The organism is Streptococcus sp. 27098_8_23, from assembly GCF_041432195.1.
In the GTDB taxonomy this organism is placed as follows: domain Bacteria; phylum Bacillota; class Bacilli; order Lactobacillales; family Streptococcaceae; genus Streptococcus.
On the sequence record NZ_JAPVZF010000009.1, the window covers coordinates 1 to 21,471 of the forward strand.

At 39.9% G+C, this 21,471-nt stretch carries 33 protein-coding genes and 11 tRNA genes; 39 read left to right on the forward strand and 5 right to left on the reverse strand.

Annotated elements, in window-relative coordinates; translation table 11 throughout:
* The first annotated feature begins 3 nt into the window (after positions 1-3).
* The 16 genes from O3652_RS09190 to O3652_RS09265 all read left to right on the forward strand — a co-directional run bounded on the left by O3652_RS09190 (position 4) and on the right by O3652_RS09265 (position 7,334).
* A tRNA-Gly gene (locus O3652_RS09190) sits at positions 4-74 on the forward strand.
* A gap of 35 nt (positions 75-109) precedes the next feature.
* Positions 110-183, forward strand: a tRNA-Ile gene (locus O3652_RS09195).
* 11 nt (positions 184-194) lie between these two features.
* A tRNA-Glu gene (locus tag O3652_RS09200) sits at positions 195-266 on the forward strand.
* A 6-nt stretch (positions 267-272) separates the two neighbouring features.
* A tRNA-Ser gene (locus O3652_RS09205) sits at positions 273-362 on the forward strand.
* A gap of 11 nt (positions 363-373) precedes the next feature.
* Positions 374-447 (forward strand) — tRNA-Met (locus O3652_RS09210).
* 3 nt (positions 448-450) lie between these two features.
* Positions 451-523: transfer RNA gene (locus O3652_RS09215), tRNA-Phe, on the forward strand.
* Between the two features lie 16 nt (positions 524-539).
* A tRNA-Tyr gene (locus tag O3652_RS09220) sits at positions 540-620 on the forward strand.
* 11 nt (positions 621-631) lie between these two features.
* A tRNA-Trp gene (locus O3652_RS09225) sits at positions 632-702 on the forward strand.
* 14 nt (positions 703-716) lie between these two features.
* Positions 717-789: transfer RNA gene (locus tag O3652_RS09230), tRNA-His, on the forward strand.
* A gap of 13 nt (positions 790-802) precedes the next feature.
* Positions 803-874: transfer RNA gene (locus O3652_RS09235), tRNA-Gln, on the forward strand.
* Between the two features lie 9 nt (positions 875-883).
* Positions 884-967, forward strand: a tRNA-Leu gene (locus O3652_RS09240).
* 184 nt (positions 968-1,151) lie between these two features.
* Positions 1,152-2,429 (forward strand): gamma-glutamylcysteine synthetase, encoded by a 1,278-nt coding sequence (locus O3652_RS09245; RefSeq protein WP_371590334.1) that lies wholly within the window; start codon positions 1,152-1,154, stop codon positions 2,427-2,429.
* Positions 2,430-2,504: 75 nt separating this feature from the next.
* The gene (gene thrC, locus O3652_RS09250) at positions 2,505-3,989 is read left to right on the forward strand and encodes a threonine synthase (protein ID WP_371590335.1); all 1,485 of its coding nucleotides are present in this window, start codon (positions 2,505-2,507) and stop codon (positions 3,987-3,989) included.
* Between the two features lie 60 nt (positions 3,990-4,049).
* A complete protein-coding gene (locus O3652_RS09255; protein WP_371590336.1) occupies positions 4,050-5,330 on the forward strand; it encodes an MATE family efflux transporter in 1,281 nt (426 codons plus the stop codon).
* Positions 5,331-5,333: 3 nt separating this feature from the next.
* Positions 5,334-5,990 (forward strand): HAD family hydrolase, encoded by a 657-nt coding sequence (locus tag O3652_RS09260; protein WP_070568101.1) that lies wholly within the window; start codon positions 5,334-5,336, stop codon positions 5,988-5,990.
* A 129-nt stretch (positions 5,991-6,119) separates the two neighbouring features.
* Positions 6,120-7,334, forward strand: coding sequence for a LysM domain-containing protein (locus tag O3652_RS09265; protein ID WP_042901983.1), 1,215 nt, complete (start codon positions 6,120-6,122; stop codon positions 7,332-7,334).
* 180 nt (positions 7,335-7,514) lie between these two features.
* Here the strand turns inward: O3652_RS09265 and O3652_RS09270 are convergent, their stop codons facing one another.
* The 4 genes from O3652_RS09270 to O3652_RS09285 form a co-directional block, all read right to left on the reverse strand.
* Positions 7,515-8,372, reverse strand: coding sequence for a DUF975 family protein (locus O3652_RS09270; protein ID WP_371590337.1), 858 nt, complete (start codon positions 8,370-8,372; stop codon positions 7,515-7,517).
* A 106-nt stretch (positions 8,373-8,478) separates the two neighbouring features.
* Positions 8,479-9,624, reverse strand: a complete 1,146-nt coding sequence (locus tag O3652_RS09275) for a tyrosine-type recombinase/integrase (protein WP_371590338.1) — start codon at positions 9,622-9,624, stop codon at positions 8,479-8,481.
* 168 nt (positions 9,625-9,792) lie between these two features.
* The gene (locus O3652_RS09280; RefSeq protein WP_371590339.1) at positions 9,793-10,278 is read right to left on the reverse strand and encodes a hypothetical protein; all 486 of its coding nucleotides are present in this window, start codon (positions 10,276-10,278) and stop codon (positions 9,793-9,795) included.
* Positions 10,279-10,349: 71 nt separating this feature from the next.
* Complete coding sequence (locus tag O3652_RS09285) at positions 10,350-11,096, reverse strand: S24 family peptidase (RefSeq protein ID WP_371590340.1); 747 nt, start codon at positions 11,094-11,096, stop codon at positions 10,350-10,352.
* A gap of 164 nt (positions 11,097-11,260) precedes the next feature.
* Here O3652_RS09285 and O3652_RS09290 point away from each other — a divergent pair, with 164 nt between their 5' ends.
* Complete coding sequence (locus O3652_RS09290) at positions 11,261-11,536, forward strand: hypothetical protein (protein ID WP_371590341.1); 276 nt, start codon at positions 11,261-11,263, stop codon at positions 11,534-11,536.
* Positions 11,537-11,600: 64 nt separating this feature from the next.
* Positions 11,601-11,732: a hypothetical protein gene (locus tag O3652_RS09295; RefSeq protein WP_268722846.1), complete on the forward strand. Its 132-nt coding sequence runs from the start codon at positions 11,601-11,603 to the stop codon at positions 11,730-11,732.
* On the opposite strand, the gene O3652_RS09300 is transcribed toward O3652_RS09295, so the two are convergent.
* Positions 11,729-12,439 (reverse strand): DUF4145 domain-containing protein, encoded by a 711-nt coding sequence (locus tag O3652_RS09300; RefSeq protein WP_371590342.1) that lies wholly within the window; start codon positions 12,437-12,439, stop codon positions 11,729-11,731. The genes O3652_RS09295 and O3652_RS09300 overlap by 4 nt on opposite strands.
* Before the next feature lie 55 nt (positions 12,440-12,494).
* On the opposite strand from O3652_RS09300, the gene O3652_RS09305 reads away from it, so the two are divergent.
* The 21 genes from O3652_RS09305 (at position 12,495) to O3652_RS09405 (ending at position 21,466) form a co-directional block, all read left to right on the forward strand.
* Entirely contained in the window at positions 12,495-12,662 is a 168-nt protein-coding gene (locus O3652_RS09305; protein WP_371590343.1) for a hypothetical protein, read from the forward strand.
* Positions 12,663-12,679: 17 nt separating this feature from the next.
* Positions 12,680-12,892 (forward strand): helix-turn-helix transcriptional regulator, encoded by a 213-nt coding sequence (locus O3652_RS09310; RefSeq protein ID WP_371590344.1) that lies wholly within the window; start codon positions 12,680-12,682, stop codon positions 12,890-12,892.
* Between the two features lie 99 nt (positions 12,893-12,991).
* Positions 12,992-13,282 (forward strand): hypothetical protein, encoded by a 291-nt coding sequence (locus O3652_RS09315; protein WP_000398535.1) that lies wholly within the window; start codon positions 12,992-12,994, stop codon positions 13,280-13,282.
* Between the two features lie 11 nt (positions 13,283-13,293).
* The gene (locus O3652_RS09320; RefSeq protein WP_371590345.1) at positions 13,294-13,722 is read left to right on the forward strand and encodes a hypothetical protein; all 429 of its coding nucleotides are present in this window, start codon (positions 13,294-13,296) and stop codon (positions 13,720-13,722) included.
* Positions 13,719-14,057 (forward strand): hypothetical protein, encoded by a 339-nt coding sequence (locus O3652_RS09325; protein ID WP_371590346.1) that lies wholly within the window; start codon positions 13,719-13,721, stop codon positions 14,055-14,057. The genes O3652_RS09320 and O3652_RS09325 overlap by 4 nt, the downstream gene beginning before the upstream one ends.
* A complete protein-coding gene (locus O3652_RS09330; RefSeq protein ID WP_033583927.1) occupies positions 14,054-14,857 on the forward strand; it encodes a phage replisome organizer N-terminal domain-containing protein in 804 nt (267 codons plus the stop codon). The genes O3652_RS09325 and O3652_RS09330 overlap by 4 nt, the downstream gene beginning before the upstream one ends.
* Positions 14,845-15,003, forward strand: coding sequence for a hypothetical protein (locus tag O3652_RS09335; protein ID WP_197018553.1), 159 nt, complete (start codon positions 14,845-14,847; stop codon positions 15,001-15,003). The genes O3652_RS09330 and O3652_RS09335 overlap by 13 nt, the downstream gene beginning before the upstream one ends.
* Positions 14,997-15,767 (forward strand): ATP-binding protein, encoded by a 771-nt coding sequence (locus tag O3652_RS09340; protein WP_371590347.1) that lies wholly within the window; start codon positions 14,997-14,999, stop codon positions 15,765-15,767. The genes O3652_RS09335 and O3652_RS09340 overlap by 7 nt, the downstream gene beginning before the upstream one ends.
* 14 nt (positions 15,768-15,781) lie before the next feature.
* Positions 15,782-16,012 (forward strand): hypothetical protein, encoded by a 231-nt coding sequence (locus O3652_RS09345; RefSeq protein WP_371590348.1) that lies wholly within the window; start codon positions 15,782-15,784, stop codon positions 16,010-16,012.
* A 103-nt stretch (positions 16,013-16,115) separates the two neighbouring features.
* On the forward strand, positions 16,116-16,541 hold the full coding sequence (locus tag O3652_RS09350; RefSeq protein WP_371590349.1) for a Cas9 inhibitor AcrIIA9 family protein: 426 nt from the start codon (positions 16,116-16,118) through the stop codon (positions 16,539-16,541).
* The gene (locus O3652_RS09355) at positions 16,538-17,896 is read left to right on the forward strand and encodes a PcfJ domain-containing protein (RefSeq protein WP_371590350.1); all 1,359 of its coding nucleotides are present in this window, start codon (positions 16,538-16,540) and stop codon (positions 17,894-17,896) included. The genes O3652_RS09350 and O3652_RS09355 overlap by 4 nt, the downstream gene beginning before the upstream one ends.
* 19 nt (positions 17,897-17,915) lie before the next feature.
* On the forward strand, positions 17,916-18,233 hold the full coding sequence (locus O3652_RS09360; RefSeq protein ID WP_371590351.1) for a hypothetical protein: 318 nt from the start codon (positions 17,916-17,918) through the stop codon (positions 18,231-18,233).
* Between the two features lies 1 nt (position 18,234).
* Positions 18,235-18,750 carry a DUF1642 domain-containing protein gene (locus tag O3652_RS09365; RefSeq protein ID WP_185761845.1) on the forward strand — a complete coding sequence of 172 codons (516 nt, stop codon included), beginning with the start codon at positions 18,235-18,237 and terminating at the stop codon, positions 18,748-18,750.
* Positions 18,751-18,946: 196 nt separating this feature from the next.
* Entirely contained in the window at positions 18,947-19,084 is a 138-nt protein-coding gene (locus tag O3652_RS09370) for a hypothetical protein (protein ID WP_185761844.1), read from the forward strand.
* A 17-nt stretch (positions 19,085-19,101) separates the two neighbouring features.
* A complete protein-coding gene (locus tag O3652_RS09375; RefSeq protein WP_371590352.1) occupies positions 19,102-19,449 on the forward strand; it encodes an HNH endonuclease in 348 nt (115 codons plus the stop codon).
* Entirely contained in the window at positions 19,446-19,706 is a 261-nt protein-coding gene (locus tag O3652_RS09380) for a DUF1372 family protein (protein ID WP_371590353.1), read from the forward strand. Before O3652_RS09375 ends, O3652_RS09380 begins: the two co-directional genes overlap by 4 nt.
* Positions 19,706-20,164, forward strand: coding sequence for a hypothetical protein (locus O3652_RS09385; protein WP_371590354.1), 459 nt, complete (start codon positions 19,706-19,708; stop codon positions 20,162-20,164). Before O3652_RS09380 ends, O3652_RS09385 begins: the two co-directional genes overlap by 1 nt.
* An 8-nt stretch (positions 20,165-20,172) precedes the next feature.
* Complete coding sequence (locus O3652_RS09390; RefSeq protein ID WP_371590355.1) at positions 20,173-20,661, forward strand: MazG-like family protein; 489 nt, start codon at positions 20,173-20,175, stop codon at positions 20,659-20,661.
* Between the two features lies 1 nt (position 20,662).
* Complete coding sequence (locus O3652_RS09395) at positions 20,663-21,076, forward strand: YopX family protein (protein WP_371590356.1); 414 nt, start codon at positions 20,663-20,665, stop codon at positions 21,074-21,076.
* Positions 21,073-21,324 carry a DUF3310 domain-containing protein gene (locus tag O3652_RS09400; RefSeq protein WP_371590357.1) on the forward strand — a complete coding sequence of 84 codons (252 nt, stop codon included), beginning with the start codon at positions 21,073-21,075 and terminating at the stop codon, positions 21,322-21,324. The genes O3652_RS09395 and O3652_RS09400 overlap by 4 nt, the downstream gene beginning before the upstream one ends.
* Positions 21,302-21,466 (forward strand): hypothetical protein, encoded by a 165-nt coding sequence (locus tag O3652_RS09405; RefSeq protein ID WP_371590358.1) that lies wholly within the window; start codon positions 21,302-21,304, stop codon positions 21,464-21,466. The genes O3652_RS09400 and O3652_RS09405 overlap by 23 nt, the downstream gene beginning before the upstream one ends.
* Positions 21,467-21,471: the final 5 nt, after the last annotated feature.

A 21,471-nucleotide genomic window follows, 5' to 3' on the forward strand; every position in this document is an offset into this window, starting at 1 on the left:
TTAGCGGGTGTAGTTTAGTGGTAAAACTACAGCCTTCCAAGCTGTTGTCGCGAGTTCGATTCTCGTCACCCGCTTTGAACTTTGTTCAATTACCAAGTTTTTTAAACTTGGGCGCGTAGCTCAGGTGGTTAGAGCGCACGCCTGATAAGCGTGAGGTCGGTGGTTCGAGTCCACTCGTGCCCATTTATAAATATGGTCCGTTGGTCAAGGGGTTAAGACACCGCCTTTTCACGGCGGTAACACGGGTTCGAATCCCGTACGGACTATTTATTGGAGGATTACCCAAGTCCGGCTGAAGGGAACGGTCTTGAAAACCGTCAGGCGTGTAAAAGCGTGCGTGGGTTCGAATCCCACATCCTCCTTTTTATATTAACGCGGGATGGAGCAGCTCGGTAGCTCGTCGGGCTCATAACCCGAAGGTCGTAGGTTCAAATCCTGCTCCCGCAATTTGGCTCGGTAGCTCAGTTGGTAGAGCAATGGATTGAAGCTCCATGTGTCGGCGGTTCGATTCCGTCTCGCGCCATATTTATTTATAACTTGGAAGGGTAGCGAAGAGGCTAAACGCGGCGGACTGTAAATCCGCTCCTTCGGGTTCGGGGGTTCGAATCCCTCCCCTTCCATTACTTTAGTTACGGGCATAGTTTAAAGGTAGAACTAAGGTCTCCAAAACCTTCAGTGTGGGTTCAATTCCTACTGCCCGTGTTAATATGATTATGGCGGGTGTGGTGAAGTGGTTAACACACCAGATTGTGGCTCTGGCATGCGTGGGTTCGATCCCCATCACTCGCCTATTTTATATTATTGGGGTATAGCCAAGCGGTAAGGCAAGGGACTTTGACTCCCTCATGCGTTGGTTCGAATCCAGCTACCCCAGTTACTATTTGCCGGCGTGGCGGAATTGGCAGACGCGCTGGACTCAAAATCCAGTGTCCGCAAGGACGTGCCGGTTCGACCCCGGCCGCCGGTATAGTGATAAAGACAAGGTTTTCGGATCTTGTTTTTTTGATTTAGTGAAGATTTTGATATTTTTCTTTAAGTACAGATTACTGATGAATCATCTTTTTCTTCTTATTCTAATCATTTTTAGTGTATTTTTGGTATAATATTACTTATTCACAATTTATTTTGATTATGAAAGAGTTTGGTGATTAATGTCTCGGTCTGTTGAATTACTAAAGAAACGTTACTTAAAGAATATAAAAGAGAACCCAGATTTATTTATTGGGATTGAGTTAGAATATCCTATTGTAAATTTAGAGGGTAAAGCTACAGATGGTGAAGTTGTTAAGGATCTCTTTCGGTATTTACCATCAGTACTGGGCTTTACTATCGAAAAAGTGGATGATTTTGGGAATCCAATTCAGTTGCTTGATCCAGTCAGCCAAGATACGATCTTGTTTGAGGTTGCTTATACGACGATTGAGTTTGCATTCGGAAAGGCCGAATCTATCCAAGAGGTGGAAGAACGCTTTAACTTCTATATGGCTACGATTCAGAATAAGTTGGGTGAAGCTAACCATGCTATTGTTGGCTGCGGCATTCATCCCAACTGGGATAAAAATGAGAATTGTCCAGTGGCTTATCCCCGCTATCAGATGTTGATGGATTATCTGAATTTGAGTAGAAATGTAACTAAATCAGATTTACATCATTTCCCTGAGTATGGTGCCTTTATCTGTGGAAGTCAGGTTCAACTGGACGTTTCAAAGTCCAACTACTTGCGGGTTATCAATGCTTTTACACAAATTGAAGCTGCAAAAGCCTTTTTATTTGCCAATTCTGAGTTTTCAGGGGAAGATTGGGATACTAAGATTTCAAGGGATATTTTTTGGGAAGAGTCTATGCACGGGATTTATCCTGAAAATGTAGGCGTCAATGCCAGACTCTTCAAAGACGAGAATGATTTTTTTGATTATCTAGATCATTCTGCAATCTTTACTGCGGAGCGTGATGGGCAGACCTATTATTTTTATCCGATTCAGGCTAGGGACTATTTGGCTACACCTGAAATCCAAGTATTTACCCTTAATGGGGATGAGGTGTTAATTCATCCTCAGGAGGAAGATTTCCAAACTCATCGTAGTTACCAGTACCAAGACTTAACGACTCGAGGGACTATTGAATTTCGTAGTGTGTGTACGCAACCTCTAGATAGAACTTTTGCTTCTGCTGCCTTTCACTTGGGATTGTTGGTTCATTTAGACAAGTTAGAAGCTTACTTGCAATCTGCACCATTTTTTACCACATTTGGTCGTGATTATAAGTCATTGAGGCGACAATTTTCTAAAAAACAACTCACAGATGAAGAAGAAGCTGCGGTTCTCGAGTTTTCTAAAGACTTACTCATCCTAGCTGAGGAAGGACTGGAGAAAAGAGATAAGCAAGAAATGGTTTATTTAGAGCCTTTGAAGAAAGAATTGGGATTATAATTTCTCTTATAAAGGGAGAATTTTCTGAAAAATCATGATATAATGGAAGAGACTATAGATAAAGGATAGAGATTCATGACATTAGTTTATCAATCAACGCGTGATGCCAACAATACAGTAACTGCCAGCCAAGCTATTTTGCAAGGTTTGGCAACGGATGGTGGTCTGTTTACACCACTTACTTATCCAAAGGTGGATTTGGACTTTGACACATTAAAAGATGCTTCTTACCAAGAAGTGGCTAAATTAGTTTTATCAGCATTTTTAGATGACTTTACGGCTGAGGAGTTGGACTACTGTATCAACAATGCCTACGATAGCAAGTTTGATACTCCAGCTATTGCGCCATTGGTGAAACTGGATGGGCAATACAACTTGGAATTGTTCCATGGTTCAACGATTGCCTTTAAGGATATGGCCTTGTCTATCTTGCCATACTTTATGACGACAGCCGCTAAAAAGCATGGTTTAGAGAACAAGATTGTCATTTTGACAGCGACATCTGGTGATACTGGGAAAGCTGCTATGGCGGGGTTTGCCGATGTGCCTGGAACTGAGATTATCGTCTTTTATCCAAAGGATGGTGTCAGCAAGGTGCAAGAGTTGCAAATGACTACTCAGACTGGCGACAATACTCATGTTATCGCCATTGATGGAAACTTTGATGATGCACAAACAAATGTGAAACATATGTTTAACGATGTAGCTCTTCGTGAAAAGTTGGCTGCCAATAAACTGCAATTTTCATCAGCTAACTCTATGAACATTGGTCGTTTGGTACCACAGATTGTTTATTATGTTTATGCCTACGCTCAGTTGGTCAAGTCTGGTGAGATTGTAGCTGGTGATAAGGTCAACTTCACAGTACCAACAGGAAACTTTGGAAATATCTTGGCTGCCTTTTATGCCAAGCAAATTGGTCTGCCAGTTGGTAAATTAGTCTGTGCTTCAAATGACAACAATGTCTTGACAGACTTCTTCAAAACACGTGTTTACGATAAGAAACGTGAGTTTAAGGTAACGACTAGCCCATCTATGGATATCTTAGTATCTTCAAACTTGGAGCGTTTGATTTTCCATCTTTTGGGGAATGATGCGGTTAAGACAGCTGAACTCATGAATGCTTTGAGTACACAAGGACAATATGAATTGACAGACTTTGATGCAGCGATTCTGGAACTCTTTGCAGCTGAATATGCGACTGAGGAAGAAACTGCGGCAGAAATTAAACGTGTTTATGATACAGATGCCTATATCGAGGATCCACATACGGCGGTTGCCTCAGCTGTTTATAGAAAATACCAAGCGGCTACTGGCGATGCGACTAAGACAGTGATTGCTTCAACAGCTAGTCCTTACAAGTTCCCAGTGGTTGCCGTAGAAGCGGTAACAGGAAAAGCAGGCTTGACTGACTTTGAAGCCTTGGCTCAATTACATGACATTTCAGGAGTGGCAGTGCCACCAGCAGTGGATGGCCTTGAAACGGCTCCAGTTCGTCATAAAACAACAGTGGCAGCTGCAGACATGCAAGCAGCGGTGGAGGCTTATCTAGGACTTTAAGACAGAGGGAGTAAACTCGGTTGGGAAACCAACTGAGTTTCTTTTCATCAGGAGGAGAGATTGTTTAAGAAAAATAAAGGCATTCTTAATATTGCATTGCCAGCTATGGGTGAAAACTTTTTGCAGATGCTTATGGGCATGGTGGATAGTTACTTGGTCGCTCACTTGGGCTTAATCGCTATTTCAGGTGTTTCAGTGGCTGGCAATATTATCACCATTTACCAGGCGATTTTTATCGCTCTGGGAGCTGCTATCTCCAGTGTTATTTCAAAAAGTTTGGGGCAGAAAGATCAGTCCAAGTTGGCTTATCACGTGACAGAGGCTCTCAAGATAACCCTATTGCTGAGTGCACTTTTAGGCGCTTTATCGCTCTTTGCTGGGCAAGAGATGATAGGGCTCTTGGGAACTGAGCAGGATGTGGCCGAGAGTGGTGGACTCTACCTATCTTTGGTGGGTGGATCGATTGTTCTCTTGGGCTTGATGACCAGTCTAGGTGCCTTGATTCGTGCAACGCATAATCCGCGTCTACCTCTCTATGTTAGTCTTTTATCCAATGCCTTGAATATTCTTTTTTCAAGTCTAGCTATTTTTGTCCTTGATATGGGCATAGCGGGTGTTGCTTGGGGGACTATCTTGTCTCGCTTAGTCGGTCTTGTGATTTTGTGGTCGCAATTAAAGCTGCCTTTTGAGAAACCGACTTTTGGTTTAGATAAGGAACTATTGACTTTGGCTTTGCCAGCGGCAGGAGAACGTCTCATGATGCGAGCTGGAGATGTAGTGATCATTGCCTTGGTCGTCTCTTTTGGGACGGAGGCAGTAGCGGGAAATGCAGTCGGAGAAGTCTTGACCCAGTTTAACTATATGCCTGCCTTTGGCGTCGCTACGGCGACGGTCATGCAGGTAGCTCGAGCAGTTGGAGAGAATAACTGGGAAAGAGTAGATGATTTGAGCAAGCAAACCTTTTGGCTTTCTCTACTTCTCATGTTGCCCTTAACTCTCAGTATCTATGCCTTGGGGACACCATTGACTCATCTCTATACGATCGACCCTGTAGCGGTCGAAGCGAGCGTTTTGGTGGCACTGTTTTCTCTACTAGGAACTCCCATGGCGACAGGAACAGTCATCTATACTGCAGTTTGGCAGGGTTTGGGGAATGCTCGCCTCCCCTTTTATGCAACAAGTATTGGGATGTGGTGTATCCGCATTGGCACAGCCTATCTGATGGGGATTGTTCTTGGTTGGGGCTTGCCTGGTATTTGGGCAGGGACTCTCTTGGATAATGGTTTTCGTTGGTTATTTCTACGTTACCGTTACCAGCGTTATATGAGCTTGAAAGGATAGGAGATGCAAAAAACAGCCTTTATTTGGGATTTAGACGGGACTTTATTGGACTCTTACGAAGCGATTTTGTCAGGGATTAAGGAGACCTTTGCACAGTTTTCTATTCCTTATGATAAGGAGAAAGTGAGAGAGTTTATCCTCAAGTTTTCTGTGCAGGATTTGCTGGAGCAGGTGGCAGAAGAGAGAAACCTGGATGCGGAAGTGCTCAATCAGGTACGTGCCCAGAGCCTGGCTGAGAAAAATGCCCAGGTAGTTTTGATGCCAGGTGCGCGTGAAGTGCTAGCTTGGGCAGACCAAGCAGGGATTCGGCAGTTTGTCTATACTCATAAGGGGGACAATGCTTTTACCATTCTCAGAGACTTGGGGTTGGAATCCTATTTCAAAGAGATTTTAACCAGTCAGAGTGGCTTTGCGCGTAAGCCTAATTCACAAGCGGCTGACTATCTGTTAGACAAGTATCAGCTGGATCCTGAGAAGACCTATTATATAGGGGACCGGACTTTGGATGTGGAATTTGCCCAGAATAGCGGCCTTCAAAGCATCAATTTTTTAGAGTCGTCTTATGAAGGGAATCACATGATTCAAGAGTTAGCAGATATTCCTCATATTTCTGAGGATTGGGGGCGAGAAGATTGTGTCAGTTTTGTGACAGAAACCTAACAAACTATTTCAAGTAATCGAGTTTGTTACAAGGAATAGACAGTTCTGTTAAATAGGCCCGAAAGGGCTTTTTTTCTGCTTTTTTTGTGTTATGATAGACAGGTACTCATTTGAAAGGAATATGAACGAATGAAGAAAAGAATTATTTTAGCCTCAACTGTAGCCTTGTCTCTTGCTCCCGCATTAGGAGCTAAAGCTCAAGAAATCTCTTGGACAGCACGTAGCGTTGAGCAAATCCAAAATGACGTGACGAAAAACGAGAACAAAAACAGCTATACAGTACAGTATGGTGATACTTTGAGCACGATTGCAGAAGCTTTGGGAGTAGATGTGACGGTCCTTGCTAATTTGAATAAAATTACCAATATGGACTTGATTTTCCCAGATACTGTCCTCACTACAACTGTCAATGAGGCAGAAGAGGTAACGGAAGTTGAAATCCAAGCTCCTCAATCAGATGCTAGTGAAGAAGTGACGACTGCGACAGCTGATTTGACGACGAATCAAGTGACAGTCGATGAACAAACAGTTCAAGTAGAAGACCTTTCTCAACCAATTGAGGAAGCTCCAACTGCAACAGAGACTGAAAAACCAGCAGAAGTAGCGCCAAGTTCAGAAGTTTCTGAGACAGCGACAGTTGCTGAAGAGACACCATCTACAGAAACATCTGTAGCTGAAGAAACAGCTGAAACGACTCCAGCGGAAGCACCAGTAGCAGAAACAACTCGCCCAGTTGAAGAAGAAGCTCCACAAGTGGCGACTCCAGCTACCGAAGAAACGGCAGCAACAACTCCAGCAGAAGCACCAGTAGCAGCTGCGCCGGCAACTGAAACGCCTGCTGATACAACAGGAACAAGTGCAGCAGAAGAAACAGCAGCATCAACAGCAACTTCTGACACTGCAACTTCGACTTATCAAGCAGAGCAAAGCCAAACTCCTTCAAGAACTTATTCAGCTCCAGCGGCTCCTGACTATGCAGGACTTGCTGTAGCTAAGTCTGAGAATGCTGGTCTTCAACCACAAACGGCAGCCTTTAAAGAAGAAGTAGCCAACTTGTTTGGGATTACATCCTTTAGTGGCTACCGTCCTGGTGACAGTGGGGACCATGGTAAAGGTTTGGCCATCGACTTCATGGTTCCAGTGAGTTCAGCACTCGGGGATCAAATTGCAGAATATGCAGTCAAAAATATGGCTAGCCGTGGTATCAACTATATCATCTGGAAGCAACGTTTCTACGCTCCATACGATAGTAAATATGGACCAGCTTACACGTGGAATCCAATGCCGGATCGTGGTAGTGTGACCGAAAACCACTATGACCACGTTCACGTTTCAATGAACTAATCATTAAAATGGAAGTTGGGAACTGATTGAGTTCCCTCTTCTTTTTTGCATGTCATTCCTTCAGGATAATCAAGAAGATTATTCTGAAGCAAGGTGGGCCTGCTATTTTGACTCTGCTGAGTATGTTACTTTTGAAATAAGAAAACCAGCGTCCTGAACGACGCTGGTTTTTGTAGACTCTTATCCATTTCGACGTTTACGGGCTAGTAGGGCTCTGTAAAAGAAGATGTGATTGTTCTGGATATAGGGAAGGAGTGAAAAGCTAGCAATTCCAAAGGTGATCCAGTTGAGGAAGTACCAAGGGAGTAGTTGTAGGTCGAGGACAAAGCGCTGGAATTTGTAACCTTTCATCAAGAAACGGCTGGTTTTCAGGATTTGACGGGATTTAGCCTGTCCTAAATCTAGAGTATCGCAGAGGAGGAATTCTACCTGCGAGTAGGCATAATGTTGCGGTACGTAGAGGAGATTGCCCACAATCATCAAGATGAGGCTCGCGAAAAAGTAGAGGCCAAAGGTCATAAGGAATTGCTCGGTTTCAACTGATGAGAGGTCTAATTTTGGAAATTCAGGATGTAGGGCGACAAATCTCCGAGCTAAGAGATTGCTATGAAAGAGAAAATAAACGCCTACTAAGTTTGGAATGCTCCATAAAAAGAGGTAGAAACGTTTGAGGAGCAGAGTTAGGAAGGTTTGCGAGAAGCGCTCTGCAGCAAAGAGGGCCAGGCTTGATTTTACTGAGAGTTCTGTATCAGGATCCTTGAGGAGTCGGAGTGTCGCAAAAGCAGCACCTGCTAGAAAAATCGTGCTCATAAAAGAAACCACTAGCGGGAAGAGATAGGCTTGGAGCACTTGTGCTAGCATGCTGAAAAATGATTGCTCTAAAACACTTTCTTGGAGACGAGCCAAGGGGTTGAGAAAGCCTGACAAGATGACCAGCATACTAGGTAAGAGATAGACGAGAAAGAGGCGGGGATTTTCAGCCTGAAACTGCCTCGTCTGCAGACGAATGGTTTTTAAATCAATTTTTGGGTATTTCATTCTCTCATTATACCATAAATAGTACACAGCTTGCTAATCCTTTGAAACCAGTGGACTTATAGCGTGTTAAGCAAAAGTGAATACGAGATTGAATACGACTTTACTTTTAGCTGGAGCGGATGAAATCCATGAACTGGTCAACGACTTCAACACGTTGATTATCATTGATGTGGGTATACATATCAAGGGTGATTTGAACATTATTGTGACCGAGTCTATCTGAAATGATTTTCGCTGTAACACCAGCTTCAAACAGAAGAGAAGCATGTGTATGCCTAAATCCGTGAGGCGAAATTTTTTTAAGATCTTTGTGTTTACAAAAGAATCTGCTAAGCTTCACTTTCATAGTTGCGGCTAAAAGCCATCCCCCTATGTCATTCGTAAAAATATAATTTGAATCATGTTTGTAAGGCACACCAGCCTGGAAATATTCTTTTATTTGCTGTCGTTTCCAGAGTTTCAAAACATTCAGAGTTTCATCATCTAAGGTGATAACCCTCTTACTCCTTTTGGTTTTAGGATCCTGGACAGTTTGTTTTTTGCCAATCACGACAGCCGTGCGAGAAATGCTTAACCGTTTATTCTCAAAGTCAACATCTGACCACATGAGGCCGATTGCCTCTCCAGTTCTCAATCCAGAAAAAGCGAGTAAGTGGAAAAAAGTGTAGTCTACAGGCTTAAAATTTGCTCTGGAAACTTTAAGGAATTCCGTTAGTTCCTGTTTTGTATAGTAGTTTTCTTTGCCCTTTAAGGGTTTATTTTTAGGCTTGATAATCTTGTCTAAGGGATTTGACTTAATGATGTCAAGAGAAGCGGCATACTTGAAAATACGGCTGATGACAGAGTAGTAATTAGCATATAGGATATAGCGATTACTTAACTTGATAGCAACCTTTTGACAATAAGCTACACTGATTTGCTGAATCTTCATATCTGTAAAATATGAGTCAATCATAATATCAAGCTTTTTCTTAACATTCTGATAGGTTGTTGGTTTTACAGTGCTTTTATAACTGTCAAGCCATAACTCAGCGACTTCAGTGAAAGTAGGGTTCTGGAAATCTTCATTGTTTGAAAAACCATTCTCTTCAACGTCTAAGAGAAGGTCACGTTCGGCAGCCTTGGCCTCTTTTATAGTTTTAAAACCACGTCTTGTTGTGCGTTTTTCTTTTCCAGTTGCAGGGTCTATGCCCAGGTATGTTTGAAAGAGATATCTAGTCTCTCCTTTTTTTGTAATGTATTTTTTTATCATAAAAAGTCCTTTCTTTTCGATTGCTTGCCCGCATAGTTGAAAAGGTGTAGAACTTATGATAAACTATAATTGTATTTTTTTATCATCCTTTCCATTGCTTGTCACATGGAAGGTTGAAACCTCACACTCAAAAACTTGGCAGTCGGAGAGTGTGGGGATTTTTTTATTTTAATATTCAAAACCATCCACTAAAAATAGAGGAATTTCTTTCCCTTTATATGAGTGAGTTCCGTTTGCTCTGACATAAAATTTTGATACCTTAGTTACATCAAAATCCTCTTCATCATCAACAAATATTTTTAAAATAGCAGGGTTATCTTTTTTCCCGTTTAGATGAATTAAATACTTTGAAAAAACTGTACTTGGGTCAACAACTTGAATCACTGAGTCATCAATAACTAATTTTGTATCATCAGGCCAAGCTCCGTACCAGTTATTATCTACAATTTTATAATCTCCAATCGGTGTTGATTTAAAATTTTTAGCTGGCTTAATTTTCGCTTTGCCTTCTGATTTTTCAAGTCCATGACTAGAACTAGAAGATGTTTTTGATATTTCACTAGTTTTTGATGCGCTATTTTCTTTTGTTTCACTACAAGATGCTAATAAAGTTATAAGAACCACGATTGTAGTTAATAATGTTATCTTCTTCATTTTTTTCCTTACTGATTAATTTACTAATGCTAGATATTCTTCTTTGACCATGACCTCTTCGGCTATGGTTTTTATTTCTCCCGATAAATGTCCACGACTTCGCCGATAATTCGGAAGTCTGTGTCTGGTGTGATTGGCATGTCCTTGTATGCAGGGTTTAGGCTGTGTAAGTAAGCTTGGTCTTCATCAATAACAAGCTGCTTGATATAAGCATCGCCGTTGTAGTTGAATACTCCGATAACACCGTTATTTAAGTCCACGCTGGTCTGAATGAATACCAGGTCGCCGTCATGATAGTCAGGCTCCATGGAGTCCCCTTTGATTGGAATGACGAAGTCGGCATCGATATCTACTGGCAACTCAATCCGCTCCACTCGTACATCGTTCAAATACTGGCCTGTACCTGCAGAAGCTGGGTGGTCGTAGTAGTCGTAACTGTAGAGCTGAATGACTTCTGATACTTCGTTTTCCTTCGTTTCTTCTTCGTTTTTCTGCTCGTTCAGTTGCCTCTTTGCATAATTCAGGACTTTTACTTGTCTTGTAGGGTTTAGTTCATCGTAGATGGTTTGGATGGAGGAAGTGGGAGAAGAAGAGTCTTTTTGAATCGGAGGGAAAAGGTCATCAATCGAAATGTTAAAAGCATTCGCCAAATCAAACATTGTATCCTTTTTAGGAGATCTAAAACCTTTCTCATAATTCCCGATAGCATTTTTACTTATCCCTATCTTAGTCCCTAATTCTTGTTGAGTCCAACCATTTTGAAGCCTATATTGCTTTATATTTTCGCCTATTACAATGGCAATTTCTTCTTTATTCATGATTGAGTCCTTTTTATTTTTCTATAAGTAAAGTATAACACAAAACCCACGAAAAGAAAACTTTTTTTACTTTTTCGTAAAAAAATTGTTGACAGCCCACGAAACGTGTGCTATAATTAAATCAAGCTTAAGGAAATAACAAAAACAAAGCAGAGGAAAACATCATGAATAAAGAACTTACAACACAAGAACAAATCGCACTAGCAAAAGAAATCTTACAAGTCAAGAATCGCAGAGAACGCTCATTGAAACTTGGAGAAATCCTAGATCGTGAAAAGTTATCAGTAGATGATATGTACGCATTGTACAACACACTACTAACAGCAATCAGAGTTTATGGCGACGTCATCGGATTTGACGACAAAGATTTTCAAGAAATGGCTCTTACAATCTTGGTTCTTGAAAAGGTTGAAGAAGCGAAAGAAGCTAGGGTAGCGTAGAGGGGTGCGATTCCCCTCCTAGTTATTGCTCATAGAGCAAAAAAAAGAGAAAGGAGGAAAAGAGGTGGAAAGTGTTGAAATTGTTGAATTAATAAAAATTACATTTAAACGAGGGAAAGGAACAGAAGATGACCCAATTAGAGTTGTAACTCAGTATTGGGACAAAGAAAATGTATTAATCTTTGAGAAAGATTAATTATCTCTTCTTTCAATAGAATTTCGGTAGGAATCAGGTAATAGGTTATATATGTCTAGAATTTTTTTAGGTTGGGTGATTCGATTATCTACAATCAAGTTGATAAAACTTAACAATGATAAAGCTAACTCTTTGTTATCTTTTATGTCTATTTGACCTGGATGTACAGCATTATTCCCTATTACTCTAACACTGTCTAGCATTTGTTGAATTTCTATTGGCATTCCTTTAGAGACAAGACTTCCAATTTGGGTATTTAAATCTTTACCATGTGCGTTTAAATGAGCAACAAGCTTTTCAATAGCTAGACGGGATAGAGCTGCAGAAGCTCTAGGCGAGATATTTAGAACTTCGCCTGCTTCAATATAGATTTCTTTCACATCATCAGGCATATCATTATTAGGTTTAGGCACTCCTTCGGCAACATTTGGGAAAATTAATGCCAACGTTGCATCGCTTGTGTTTAATACGACCCTGGGGCTATACGTTATTTGGATTTCATTTGTTATCCAAATAGAAAATTGATTACAGGCCTGACATTGTGCAATTATAATAAATTTGATAGATTCGTTGTAATCTCTATTGATATTAATAGGATTATAAGTCCATAAATGGGAAGAGAAACCTGAACATACAGGGCATTGAAAGGCTTTTGAATTGCCTGCGAAGCCACCGCCTAGGCTTAATTTAGAAAGGTCAAATGACATATTATTTCTCCAATCGTTTTATTTTGATTATACCATATTTGAAAGGGGTGAGGAAATGAGACCAAGACGGTATCCATATAGCGGGAAAATAAAAGCCTCAACTACAGAAATAGTCAAGGCTTGGAAAGATGCTTACTCAGACTTTATTGCCAAAACCCAAAATAAGCAAGAAAGCTCTGAGCAGGAATTAGTTAATGCTATTTTGAGAGTTCAGATGAATTAAGATAAGGAGGTAGGAACGTGCAAATTTATTTGTATCAACTAAGAAAAGAAAAAGGCATTACACAGAAAGAATTAGCTCAAAAACTTGGAATTTCTGAGACGGCATATCGTCAGAAAGAGAAGGGACAGAGCGCTTTTAAATCAGACGAAATGTTTATTATCGCCGATATTCTAGAAAAAGATATTGGCGAAATTTTTTCAGATCCAAGGCCACGAAACGTGGTTATTTAAAAACAAAAAAGCACCTGACAGCAATCAGGCGCATACTTAAATAATTAAAACCATTATATCACAAAAATGCTTGCCCGCATAGTTGAGAGGATGTAGAAAATGGAAGGAATAACGTTACAATTACGATTGGATGGCGAAAGTGCTGAATTGTTCACGAATCAATTATTGGCCTTTGCTGAAAAGCAGGTCAAGGAGCAGTTAGAGAATGATCGTATGCCAATCAATCAACAGGCTTTGATGAAGAAGTTCGGCTTTACTCACGGCTATATTAAGAAGTTAGAACGCAAAGGATTAAGATTTCGTAAGCAAGGGAAAGATATTATGTACGATGTCAATGATGTTTATGAGATTTTAGAGTTAGAAAAACAAGTACGAAAATTAAGAGCGTAAAGGAGAACAAAATGACAGAACCAACTTTATCAAGCCAATTGCTTGGCTTAGTGGCAATCTTTATCGTGGTATTCATCCTGTTGCTACTGACTGATAAAAATGAAAAATCGGATGAACAAAATGTAGTAGTCATCATTGAAAAAACAGAAGATTTCGGAGAAGTTGCCCGAAGAAACTTGAAAAACTGTGATAGAGGATTCACTTATGATTCCCAACCACCTGTCGGACTTCCTTCATCGATAGAGGACGTACCACAAGTTTTTAGAGCATGCATCGAAGATTATGACAGACTGGCTCGTGATTATCATGAAGAAGCGAGAAATAATGATCTTCTAAGAAGTCAAAATGCAGGCCTCTTAGAAGAAAATGGGCGTTTGCTTTATCAGGAAATGACTTTGGATTTCCGTAAGAATCCAAGAAAATGGAGGGCAAAGACATGACTGTTAGCCGTGACATGAGCGAGATGGAAATCCGTGTGTTAAACATGATCATGAATTGCGCTACTTTCGACCTGCCCATTCAAGCGAGCGAAATCCGCCTAGAAACTGGACTGTCGAAGCGTAAGCTGGAAGAGGTCATTGAGAGTCTGCGTGTGAATTTTGGTCATCCTATTGTGGCTAAAAAGATGAAGCCGAACGGATATTACTTGCCTCGTAGCGAGGAAGAGCGACAAGCAGGACTTGCTCCTTATCGTCGTCAAATTTTGACCGAGCAAAAGAACCTTGCTGCGGTGATGAATATTGACCTAGAAAAATACTGGGGGAATAGCGCATGAGTGAAATCAAATGGATTAAGATTACGACGGATATTTTTGATGATGAAAAGATACGTCTTATTGATGCACTACCAGATCATGATGCAATTTTGGTTATTTGGTTTAAAATTCTAGCTCTTGCTGGCAAACATAATCGCAACGGACTTTTGATGATGTCAGATAAAGTTCATTACACTGATGAGATGCTTGCTACAATTTTTCAAAGACCTCTAAATAGTGTAAGAATGGCTCTAGGAGTCTTTGAACAGTTTGGAATGATTGAGATTATCGACGGAGTCATCACATTACCAAACTGGGAGAAGCACCAAAATATTGATGGCATGGAAAGAATCAAGGAACAAACACGGAATCGTGTAGCAAGACACCGTGAAAAACAGAAAAGTCTTGCACTAGGTAACGTTACATGTAACGTTACAGTAACGGACGGTAACGCACTAGAAGAAGAAGCAGAAGGAGATAAGACTAAGATTAAGAATAGATTAGATAAAGATAAGAATATAACTACTACTAGTAGTAGCGAAAACATCCTTGAATTATTCCAATCTGAGTTTCGTAGATTACTATCAGGTTTTGAGATTGAGGAAATCAATCATCTGCTAAAGGAAAATGATGCTGAGCTAGTTAAAGAAGCATTGAAGACAGCTATTAATTTAGGTAAACCAAACATCAAATATATTGGTGGCATTTTAAGAAATTGGCAGATGAACCAGGTTACGACAGTTGAACAAGTTCGACAATCGGAAAAGCAACACAAGGAGAAAAAATCAGGACAGGAGGTAAAAGATGAATGGGGATTTTAGAAGTTATCAAGCAATTTGAAGATGAATTTTATCCTATTAGCGAAGAAAAGAAGTCACTGCTTATAAAACAACCTCTCTCTACTGTCATAGCCTGCTTGTCAGATATGGCTAGCTGGCAGGCTTGTGGGGGTAAGGTATCATGGTAACCAATGCACTAGAAGAAACGGCTTTATCTTACCTCAGGAATACTGAACAGCAGGATGAAATTTGCGACAAGCACGGAATTCCTCTTATCAAAATCCTCCGGACAAATGATGTACTCTGTCGCTTATGCGAATCAGAACGGATCCATGCAGAGAATCAATTGAAAGTTGATGAGCTGGCTGATGCAGAGCATGAGCGAGAGCGGAAATTTTATCTTGAGAAATTCTCTCTCTATGATGATGTCCTGAAAAATGCTACTCTTGACAACTTCGACACACCGACTGAAAAAGAAGCGCAAAAGCTAGCTTTTGCAAAGAGGATTTGTCGGGAGTGGTCCGAGGGCGCTAGGAACAATATTGTTTTTCAAGGAGAAGCTGGAACAGGTAAAAGCCATCTTGCTTTTGCTATGATGAAATATTTATCAGAGACTACAAAGGAAATTGCCATCTTTATCAATGTCACGGACTTGTTAATGAAAATCAAGGCGGACTTTAGTCAGGAAGAGTTCCTGGTCAATAAAATCGCTAGTGCAAAGTTTTTGGTCTTGGATGATCTTGGTATGGAGAAGGACAGTGAGTGGTCCTTCAATATCCTTTACAACATTCTCAACAAAAGGGCCAATACGGTTATCACGACTAATCTGACTGCACAAGAAATTCAGAAGCGATATGGTCGACCGTTTATGAGTCGGTTGATGAAGGGTGTAGACAATGATCATCTGATGGTATTTAATGACTTAAAAAATAAAAGGAAAGAGTACTTTTAGAAAGGTGGTGTCTCTTGTTATTGAATCTTTACTTCGCCTACAACGGACACTGCAAGTTTTTTCTTGGAAGTTTTAACAATGTGGATGAACTTATCGAACGGATGAAAGACCATCAATGGGCTTTCTCAGGTATCACCAGACCAAAATTCAAGAAACACATCGGAAAAGACGATGTGAGGTTTGATTATGGTGCGATAGATTGCTATTACTTAGCAACAAAATCAACGTGCCGCGAACCACGTTAAAAGCGAGCTAGGAATGTGTCAGTAAAGGTTATGTGACCTTGGACGAGCGACTGCCCGTATTTAGCCAAGCACACAAAGGCAGTCGCATTTTTTGGAAAATGATATGAATGAAATCAAAGAAAAAGCCCTGGCGAAGTTGCTAGAGGAATTAAATCAACCACATGATAACTCACTTGACCGTATTCATAACTGGATATGCGATCAGGAGGATGAGGAATTATTTAAAGGAATCTTAAAAGAGCGATACTCTCTAAAATGCGCTTTAAGCTTCGCAAAAGAGAAAGCTCGTAAATTTGCTGAAAATGGAGTCGCTTGTATCGATGATGCTACTGTATTCAGATGGATTCGAGAATATTTTATCTCAAATTCGCAAGTATCTAACATGAAGCAGGTGCCTGTAGAATCCGTCAAGAAGAAGGCAGAGAAACCAAAAATTCCTCCTGAAAATAAAGTTAAAGTGGTCAAAATTAAGGAAGAGAAAGGAGTAGTCGAAAAGCAAATGAGCATTTTCGATTTCTTGGACGAATGAAAAACGAACAATGGAAGCGAGAAGCTGATAGACGATTGAAACCACCTGCAGATTTCTGGCGCTGGTGCTACTCGCAAATCACAACGTATAAATGGAGCAATAAGGACAAGACCATAATCGCTTCAGATTTGAACCTTGGCTATTGCATAGAGAAGCGACTGACAAAGTCATCACGGCTCACTTTTTATGACAAGACCTATTTTTTCTCAATCATTCTCAGCACGTCGAAACGCATCGAGATTCAATCTTATGAATTTAGCTCGAAGCTGGTTGAAGGAAAACAGTTTATTGATTGGCAATTTACAAATTTGGAGAGATTTGAAAATGACAAACATGTGAAGATTGGCCAAGATTACAACGGACAATTTTATCCGTCTCTATTCGCCAATTTCTTTAGTGGCGGTTTTTACACAGGAAATATTTTTTATCCAAACAACTGGGCTGAGAGACTTAGAAAAGTATCTGAGCTCAAATATTTGAAGTTTGGATACATCGATTACTGGGAAATTGAACGGCTTTACAAATACAAGTTTGAAATTGAATTCGCTCAGAAAATTCATGCTTATAGGTTGGCCAACGAAATCATGTATCCAAATTATAGGTTTGGATTCACAAGAACCGTAGATATGCGAACCTTGAACCGTAGATGGCTTCAGAAGAATAAACAATTCTTTAAGAACTCAAATCGTAGTTTTAATGAATTTGAATTGAGCCGTCGATTAAAAGAACGGAACGGCCAGCTAGTACCTGGCATCGAGTCTTATCTGACATACCACGATATCAAGCATATACCTAAAGGTGTAGGGATCAATAAGTTTCAGAATTGGGTTATCAAGAATAGTATTGAATTCAATGAATATCTTGATTACCTCAAAATGCTTCGAGAGATGGGTATTGAGCCTGAAGGTGATGCTATGCTTGTACCAAAGGACTTCACGGCCATGCACAATCACACAGTCGGATTATACAATCAATTCGTTGAAGAAAGACGCAAACTGGAAGATAAGAAGAAACGCAAGCAGCTTGAATCTGAGTTCAAACTTAGAGAAGGAATGGATAAGACAATCAATGGATATGCATTTCATGTCCCTAGAAAAGTGGCAGAACTGATCTACGAAGGTAAGAAGCTACATCACTGCGTAAGCTCATACACAGACAAGCATTTCAAAGGGGATACCTTAATAGTCTTTGTACGCTTATCAAATCAACCAAAAACACCTCTTTACACACTCGAGGTAAAGCAGGGTAAGATAGTCCAGTTTCGTGGAAAGTATAACGAAGATGTCCCAAAGGATGTCTGGGACATAGCCAATGAATGGATGAAGCAAACGAAATTAGTATCAAAAGCAGCATAAAGAAAAAAGGAGTTAGAAGATGATGGAAGAATTAAAGAAAAAAGTTAATGGAGTATACGGCTGGTCGGTAGAAGATGGGAAACCCAAACCTCCCAAGCAAGATTTACCACAAGCGGTAAGAGACAGAGCAGACTATTTCTGGGAAATGACAGAAGATGGCATGACGTTTATGGGAGCGATGGAATGTATCTTTGCTGATGAAAAACCTAAAGACTATGATTTGGGAGCTACTAAGAGGTGGTTGCCAAAATCTAAGGAGTTTGATGATTGGGTTGGCTATTCGCCAGGAATGTCTCAGGTAGTTATTGCAGTTTATTTGATTTATGGAGGAAACTAAGATGAATAAGCAGGAATTGATTGAGAAAATTGGAAATTTAGATAAATTGTATGGAGAAAAGTTTTATGTTGCTTTGGACGATGTTTTGGATTTAGTGAAACAACTAGACGAACCAGGGAAAGTCCAAATTCCGCAGTCTGTAGCGGATTGGATTGAGTATTGCAAAGTCAGGAAAATTACTTTAGCTCACGCATTATATCATTCTGAAGAAGCAAAAAACAAAAGCGTTTATCGTTGGCTCTTTGAAGATGAAGACTCAGACAACCAAGAAACATTCGCCAGAGCATGGCTGGACGGCTACGAGGTCGAGAAAGAGAAGCTGTATTTGGTGAAAATCAAAGGTGTGAATGAAGAATGCGAGTGTTTATTTTTCGGGGAACTTTCGAATACTTGGAAGTTTAGAAGTCTTGGCAGTTTTGGAGAGCTTAGGAAACATCACACCCGCAAAGAACTAGAAGAAGCGGGGTTCGGAGAAATATTCAACAGTCCTTTGTTTGAAGTCGTGGAGGTTGAGTGAAGCCTAGAAAGATACAAGCAACGATTACACAAGATCTATATGACCACGTCGAAGCCATTAAAGAGTATGGTGGTTATAGGAGCGTGTCTGAAGTAGTCAATAGGGCACTTGAAAAGTTAGTAAATGACCATGGTAGCAATGAAATATATAAATATTATTTGCAAAAAGTAAGAGATGGAAGAAATGAGGTAGAGTGATGGAAGAAGTTATTATGGCTACACTGCCTAACAATGAGTTAAATCGTTTGATAAAAATTGAAACTGCAGTTGAGAATTTAATTGAAAACGGAATACTTGATGAAGATCTTTTCAACGAGTATTTGAGAGAAATATAGATTAAGGAGGTTACAGATTGAAACGAAAAAGCATATCTAAAGTCATGAGACAAAAAGTTTTAGATAAGTACGACGGTCATTGCGCTTATTGTGGCAAGGAATTGGATTTGAAAACTTTGAGAGTGGATCATTTGCATCCTCACTATCGAGGCGGAGAGGATAGTTTTGAAAACTATATGCCTGCTTGCTATCAATGCAATTTCTACAAATCTACTCTTCTGTTAGAAGAATTTAGAGAGCAGATGTCTACTTTGCACGAAAGAATCACCAAGCCATTCATAGCAAGGCTTGGGTTAGATTATGGAATCATTAAAATTGAACCATTCGACGGAAAGTTTTATTTTGAGGAGGAACACGAGAAATGAAACGATTCATCGCAATCTGGATATTATTGTCTGCTGGATTAAATATCTGGCAGAGTATCCACATAAAAAAACTAGAAGAAAAGCGCCCGATTATCGTCTATAAAGCGGATAACGTAGGCGCTGAGATATTCGGCAAGGTCGTCGAGAAAGGACGACACGGAAAGCTATACACAATTACCATTCGTGATTACGGTGTGTTCGTGGTTACGAACGAAGTTTATGAAAATGTGAAAGTTGGGGATGAGGCGAGGTTATAATGGACGATATTTTAAAAGCTTTAGCTAAAATGCTAAATATGACAGTTGAGGAAGTGAGTTCTTTAATTGAAACATTTAAAGGGAATGCCCCGCAGATTTATGAGATGATCATCAAAGAAAAAATGATGCATGATATATTTAGTTTACTTGAGACTGTTTCTTTTGCAGCGTTGTTCGTTTCTGTTATTCTTTTAGTATTTTTCTTGGTTATGAACTTTCGCTACGATACTGCATATATTAGTGGTTGGGATGTTCCTACAGGCAAAACAAAAGAAGAGTACAAAGGAGAGTTAATTGCTCAGGCTAGACAAACTTATGTACCCATTATAAAAATTAATTTTATTACATCGGGTGTAATTCTAATATTGTGGATTACTTCGATTGCTTTAAAAATAACTCTGGCTCAAAATTATATATTCATTGTGAATGAAATTTTACCAAGATTAACAAATAAATAAGAGGTATCATGAACACATTAGAAAACGTAAAACAATGGTTTATTGAGCGTGACTTAGAAAACGGTGGACGGTTAGACAAGCAGTCGATCAAACTCAGTGAAGAGTTCGGAGAGTTATGCGCTGGCTATCTCAAGAAGAATGAGAAGCTGGCCAAGGACAGTATCGGAGATTGTGCAGTCGTGATTGTCGGTTTAGCCTTGCTCATCAAGGAAGATGTGAATCAGATTTTCAAAGAATCTGATAATATCAAGAGAAAAGATGCAATGGAAAGCTTCATATCACTTAATGCAAATATTAGTGAGTTTCAACTATCACAAGGGTTTGCTAGTAAGGTATTGTGCAGACATAATCTAGTACGCTCGATCGGTTACCTGAAATCAATCAGCAATGCGCTTGGATATGATTTTGATGAATGCTTTGAACTAGCCTATCAAGAAATCAAAGACCGTAAAGGTCGCTGGATTGACGGAAGTTTCGTGAAAGAGGAGGATTTATAAGATGACACCGAAATTCAGAGCGTGGGATAAAGCGCGAAACGAAATGAATTATAAAGTTATGGTAGGCAATTGTGACACAGATGACGAAAACTGGACTTGTCCTATCATTTGGATTGAAGAAAGAAAAGACGGGTTACATTTTGATGATTATGAATGTATCATGCAATCAACAGGCCTCGAAGATGATTTTGGGAAGGAAATTTTTGAAGGAGATGTCATCCTTTGGACTTATTGGGATGAATTTGAAGATAGTGGCAGAGCAAAAATTGTCTTTGATAAAGGTATGTTTAAGTTGTTAGATATACACACAGAAAAAGAGGTCTGGGATAGTCTATTTGACTGTATTGAAAACTGTAATGTATACCTTCAAGGAAATGTCTACGAAAATCCAGAGCTTTTGGAGGAAGAAAAATGAAACCAGAAAAAATTGACAACATAAACAAACCAAGCCACTACCAAGGCTCAAAAGGCCTTGAAAGTATTGAAGTGATTGATAACTTCATTGGCAACTTGCCAGGTAAGGCTGCATGGTGCTGGGGTAACGCTATCAAGTATCTATTGCGATTTCAGAAGAAAAACGGTCTTGAAGATTTGAAAAAAGCACGCAAGAACCTTGATTGGCTTATCGAGGAGATAGAACATGAGAATAAAAACATCAAATGATTCTATCATCAACGTTGATAGCGTGAAGGATAGCATCACAATTGAAGGGGTTGAGTTTGGTTCAGATTGTAGTGCTTTAGTATCTAAGAACAAAGACGGGACAGGAACGATCACTCTGATATTTGAAGGAAAAATTATTTGAAATAC

Coding starts and splice junctions, on each gene's coding strand:
- O3652_RS09360 (WP_371590351.1), top strand. CDS start 17,916: ATGATGGAAGAATTAAAGAAAAAAGTTAATGGAGTATACGGCTGGTCG.
- O3652_RS09290 (WP_371590341.1), top strand. CDS start 11,261: ATGAATAAAGAACTTACAACACAAGAACAAATCGCACTAGCAAAAGAA.
- O3652_RS09355 (WP_371590350.1), top strand. CDS start 16,538: ATGAAAAACGAACAATGGAAGCGAGAAGCTGATAGACGATTGAAACCA.
- O3652_RS09340 (WP_371590347.1), top strand. CDS start 14,997: ATGGTAACCAATGCACTAGAAGAAACGGCTTTATCTTACCTCAGGAAT.
- thrC (WP_371590335.1), top strand. CDS start 2,505: ATGACATTAGTTTATCAATCAACGCGTGATGCCAACAATACAGTAACT.
- O3652_RS09385 (WP_371590354.1), top strand. CDS start 19,706: ATGGACGATATTTTAAAAGCTTTAGCTAAAATGCTAAATATGACAGTT.
- O3652_RS09390 (WP_371590355.1), top strand. CDS start 20,173: ATGAACACATTAGAAAACGTAAAACAATGGTTTATTGAGCGTGACTTA.
- O3652_RS09330 (WP_033583927.1), top strand. CDS start 14,054: ATGAGTGAAATCAAATGGATTAAGATTACGACGGATATTTTTGATGAT.
- O3652_RS09285 (WP_371590340.1), bottom strand. CDS start 11,096: ATGAATAAAGAAGAAATTGCCATTGTAATAGGCGAAAATATAAAGCAA.
- O3652_RS09265 (WP_042901983.1), top strand. CDS start 6,120: ATGAAGAAAAGAATTATTTTAGCCTCAACTGTAGCCTTGTCTCTTGCT.
- O3652_RS09350 (WP_371590349.1), top strand. CDS start 16,116: ATGAATGAAATCAAAGAAAAAGCCCTGGCGAAGTTGCTAGAGGAATTA.
- O3652_RS09270 (WP_371590337.1), bottom strand. CDS start 8,372: ATGAAATACCCAAAAATTGATTTAAAAACCATTCGTCTGCAGACGAGG.
- O3652_RS09260 (WP_070568101.1), top strand. CDS start 5,334: ATGCAAAAAACAGCCTTTATTTGGGATTTAGACGGGACTTTATTGGAC.
- O3652_RS09305 (WP_371590343.1), top strand. CDS start 12,495: ATGAGACCAAGACGGTATCCATATAGCGGGAAAATAAAAGCCTCAACT.
- O3652_RS09320 (WP_371590345.1), top strand. CDS start 13,294: ATGACAGAACCAACTTTATCAAGCCAATTGCTTGGCTTAGTGGCAATC.
- O3652_RS09315 (WP_000398535.1), top strand. CDS start 12,992: ATGGAAGGAATAACGTTACAATTACGATTGGATGGCGAAAGTGCTGAA.
- O3652_RS09275 (WP_371590338.1), bottom strand. CDS start 9,624: ATGATAAAAAAATACATTACAAAAAAAGGAGAGACTAGATATCTCTTT.
- O3652_RS09405 (WP_371590358.1), top strand. CDS start 21,302: ATGAGAATAAAAACATCAAATGATTCTATCATCAACGTTGATAGCGTG.
- O3652_RS09335 (WP_197018553.1), top strand. CDS start 14,845: ATGGGGATTTTAGAAGTTATCAAGCAATTTGAAGATGAATTTTATCCT.
- O3652_RS09370 (WP_185761844.1), top strand. CDS start 18,947: ATGGAAGAAGTTATTATGGCTACACTGCCTAACAATGAGTTAAATCGT.
- O3652_RS09380 (WP_371590353.1), top strand. CDS start 19,446: ATGAAACGATTCATCGCAATCTGGATATTATTGTCTGCTGGATTAAAT.
- O3652_RS09280 (WP_371590339.1), bottom strand. CDS start 10,278: ATGAAGAAGATAACATTATTAACTACAATCGTGGTTCTTATAACTTTA.
- O3652_RS09325 (WP_371590346.1), top strand. CDS start 13,719: ATGACTGTTAGCCGTGACATGAGCGAGATGGAAATCCGTGTGTTAAAC.
- O3652_RS09245 (WP_371590334.1), top strand. CDS start 1,152: ATGTCTCGGTCTGTTGAATTACTAAAGAAACGTTACTTAAAGAATATA.
- O3652_RS09400 (WP_371590357.1), top strand. CDS start 21,073: ATGAAACCAGAAAAAATTGACAACATAAACAAACCAAGCCACTACCAA.
- O3652_RS09395 (WP_371590356.1), top strand. CDS start 20,663: ATGACACCGAAATTCAGAGCGTGGGATAAAGCGCGAAACGAAATGAAT.
- O3652_RS09300 (WP_371590342.1), bottom strand. CDS start 12,439: ATGTCATTTGACCTTTCTAAATTAAGCCTAGGCGGTGGCTTCGCAGGC.
- O3652_RS09365 (WP_185761845.1), top strand. CDS start 18,235: ATGAATAAGCAGGAATTGATTGAGAAAATTGGAAATTTAGATAAATTG.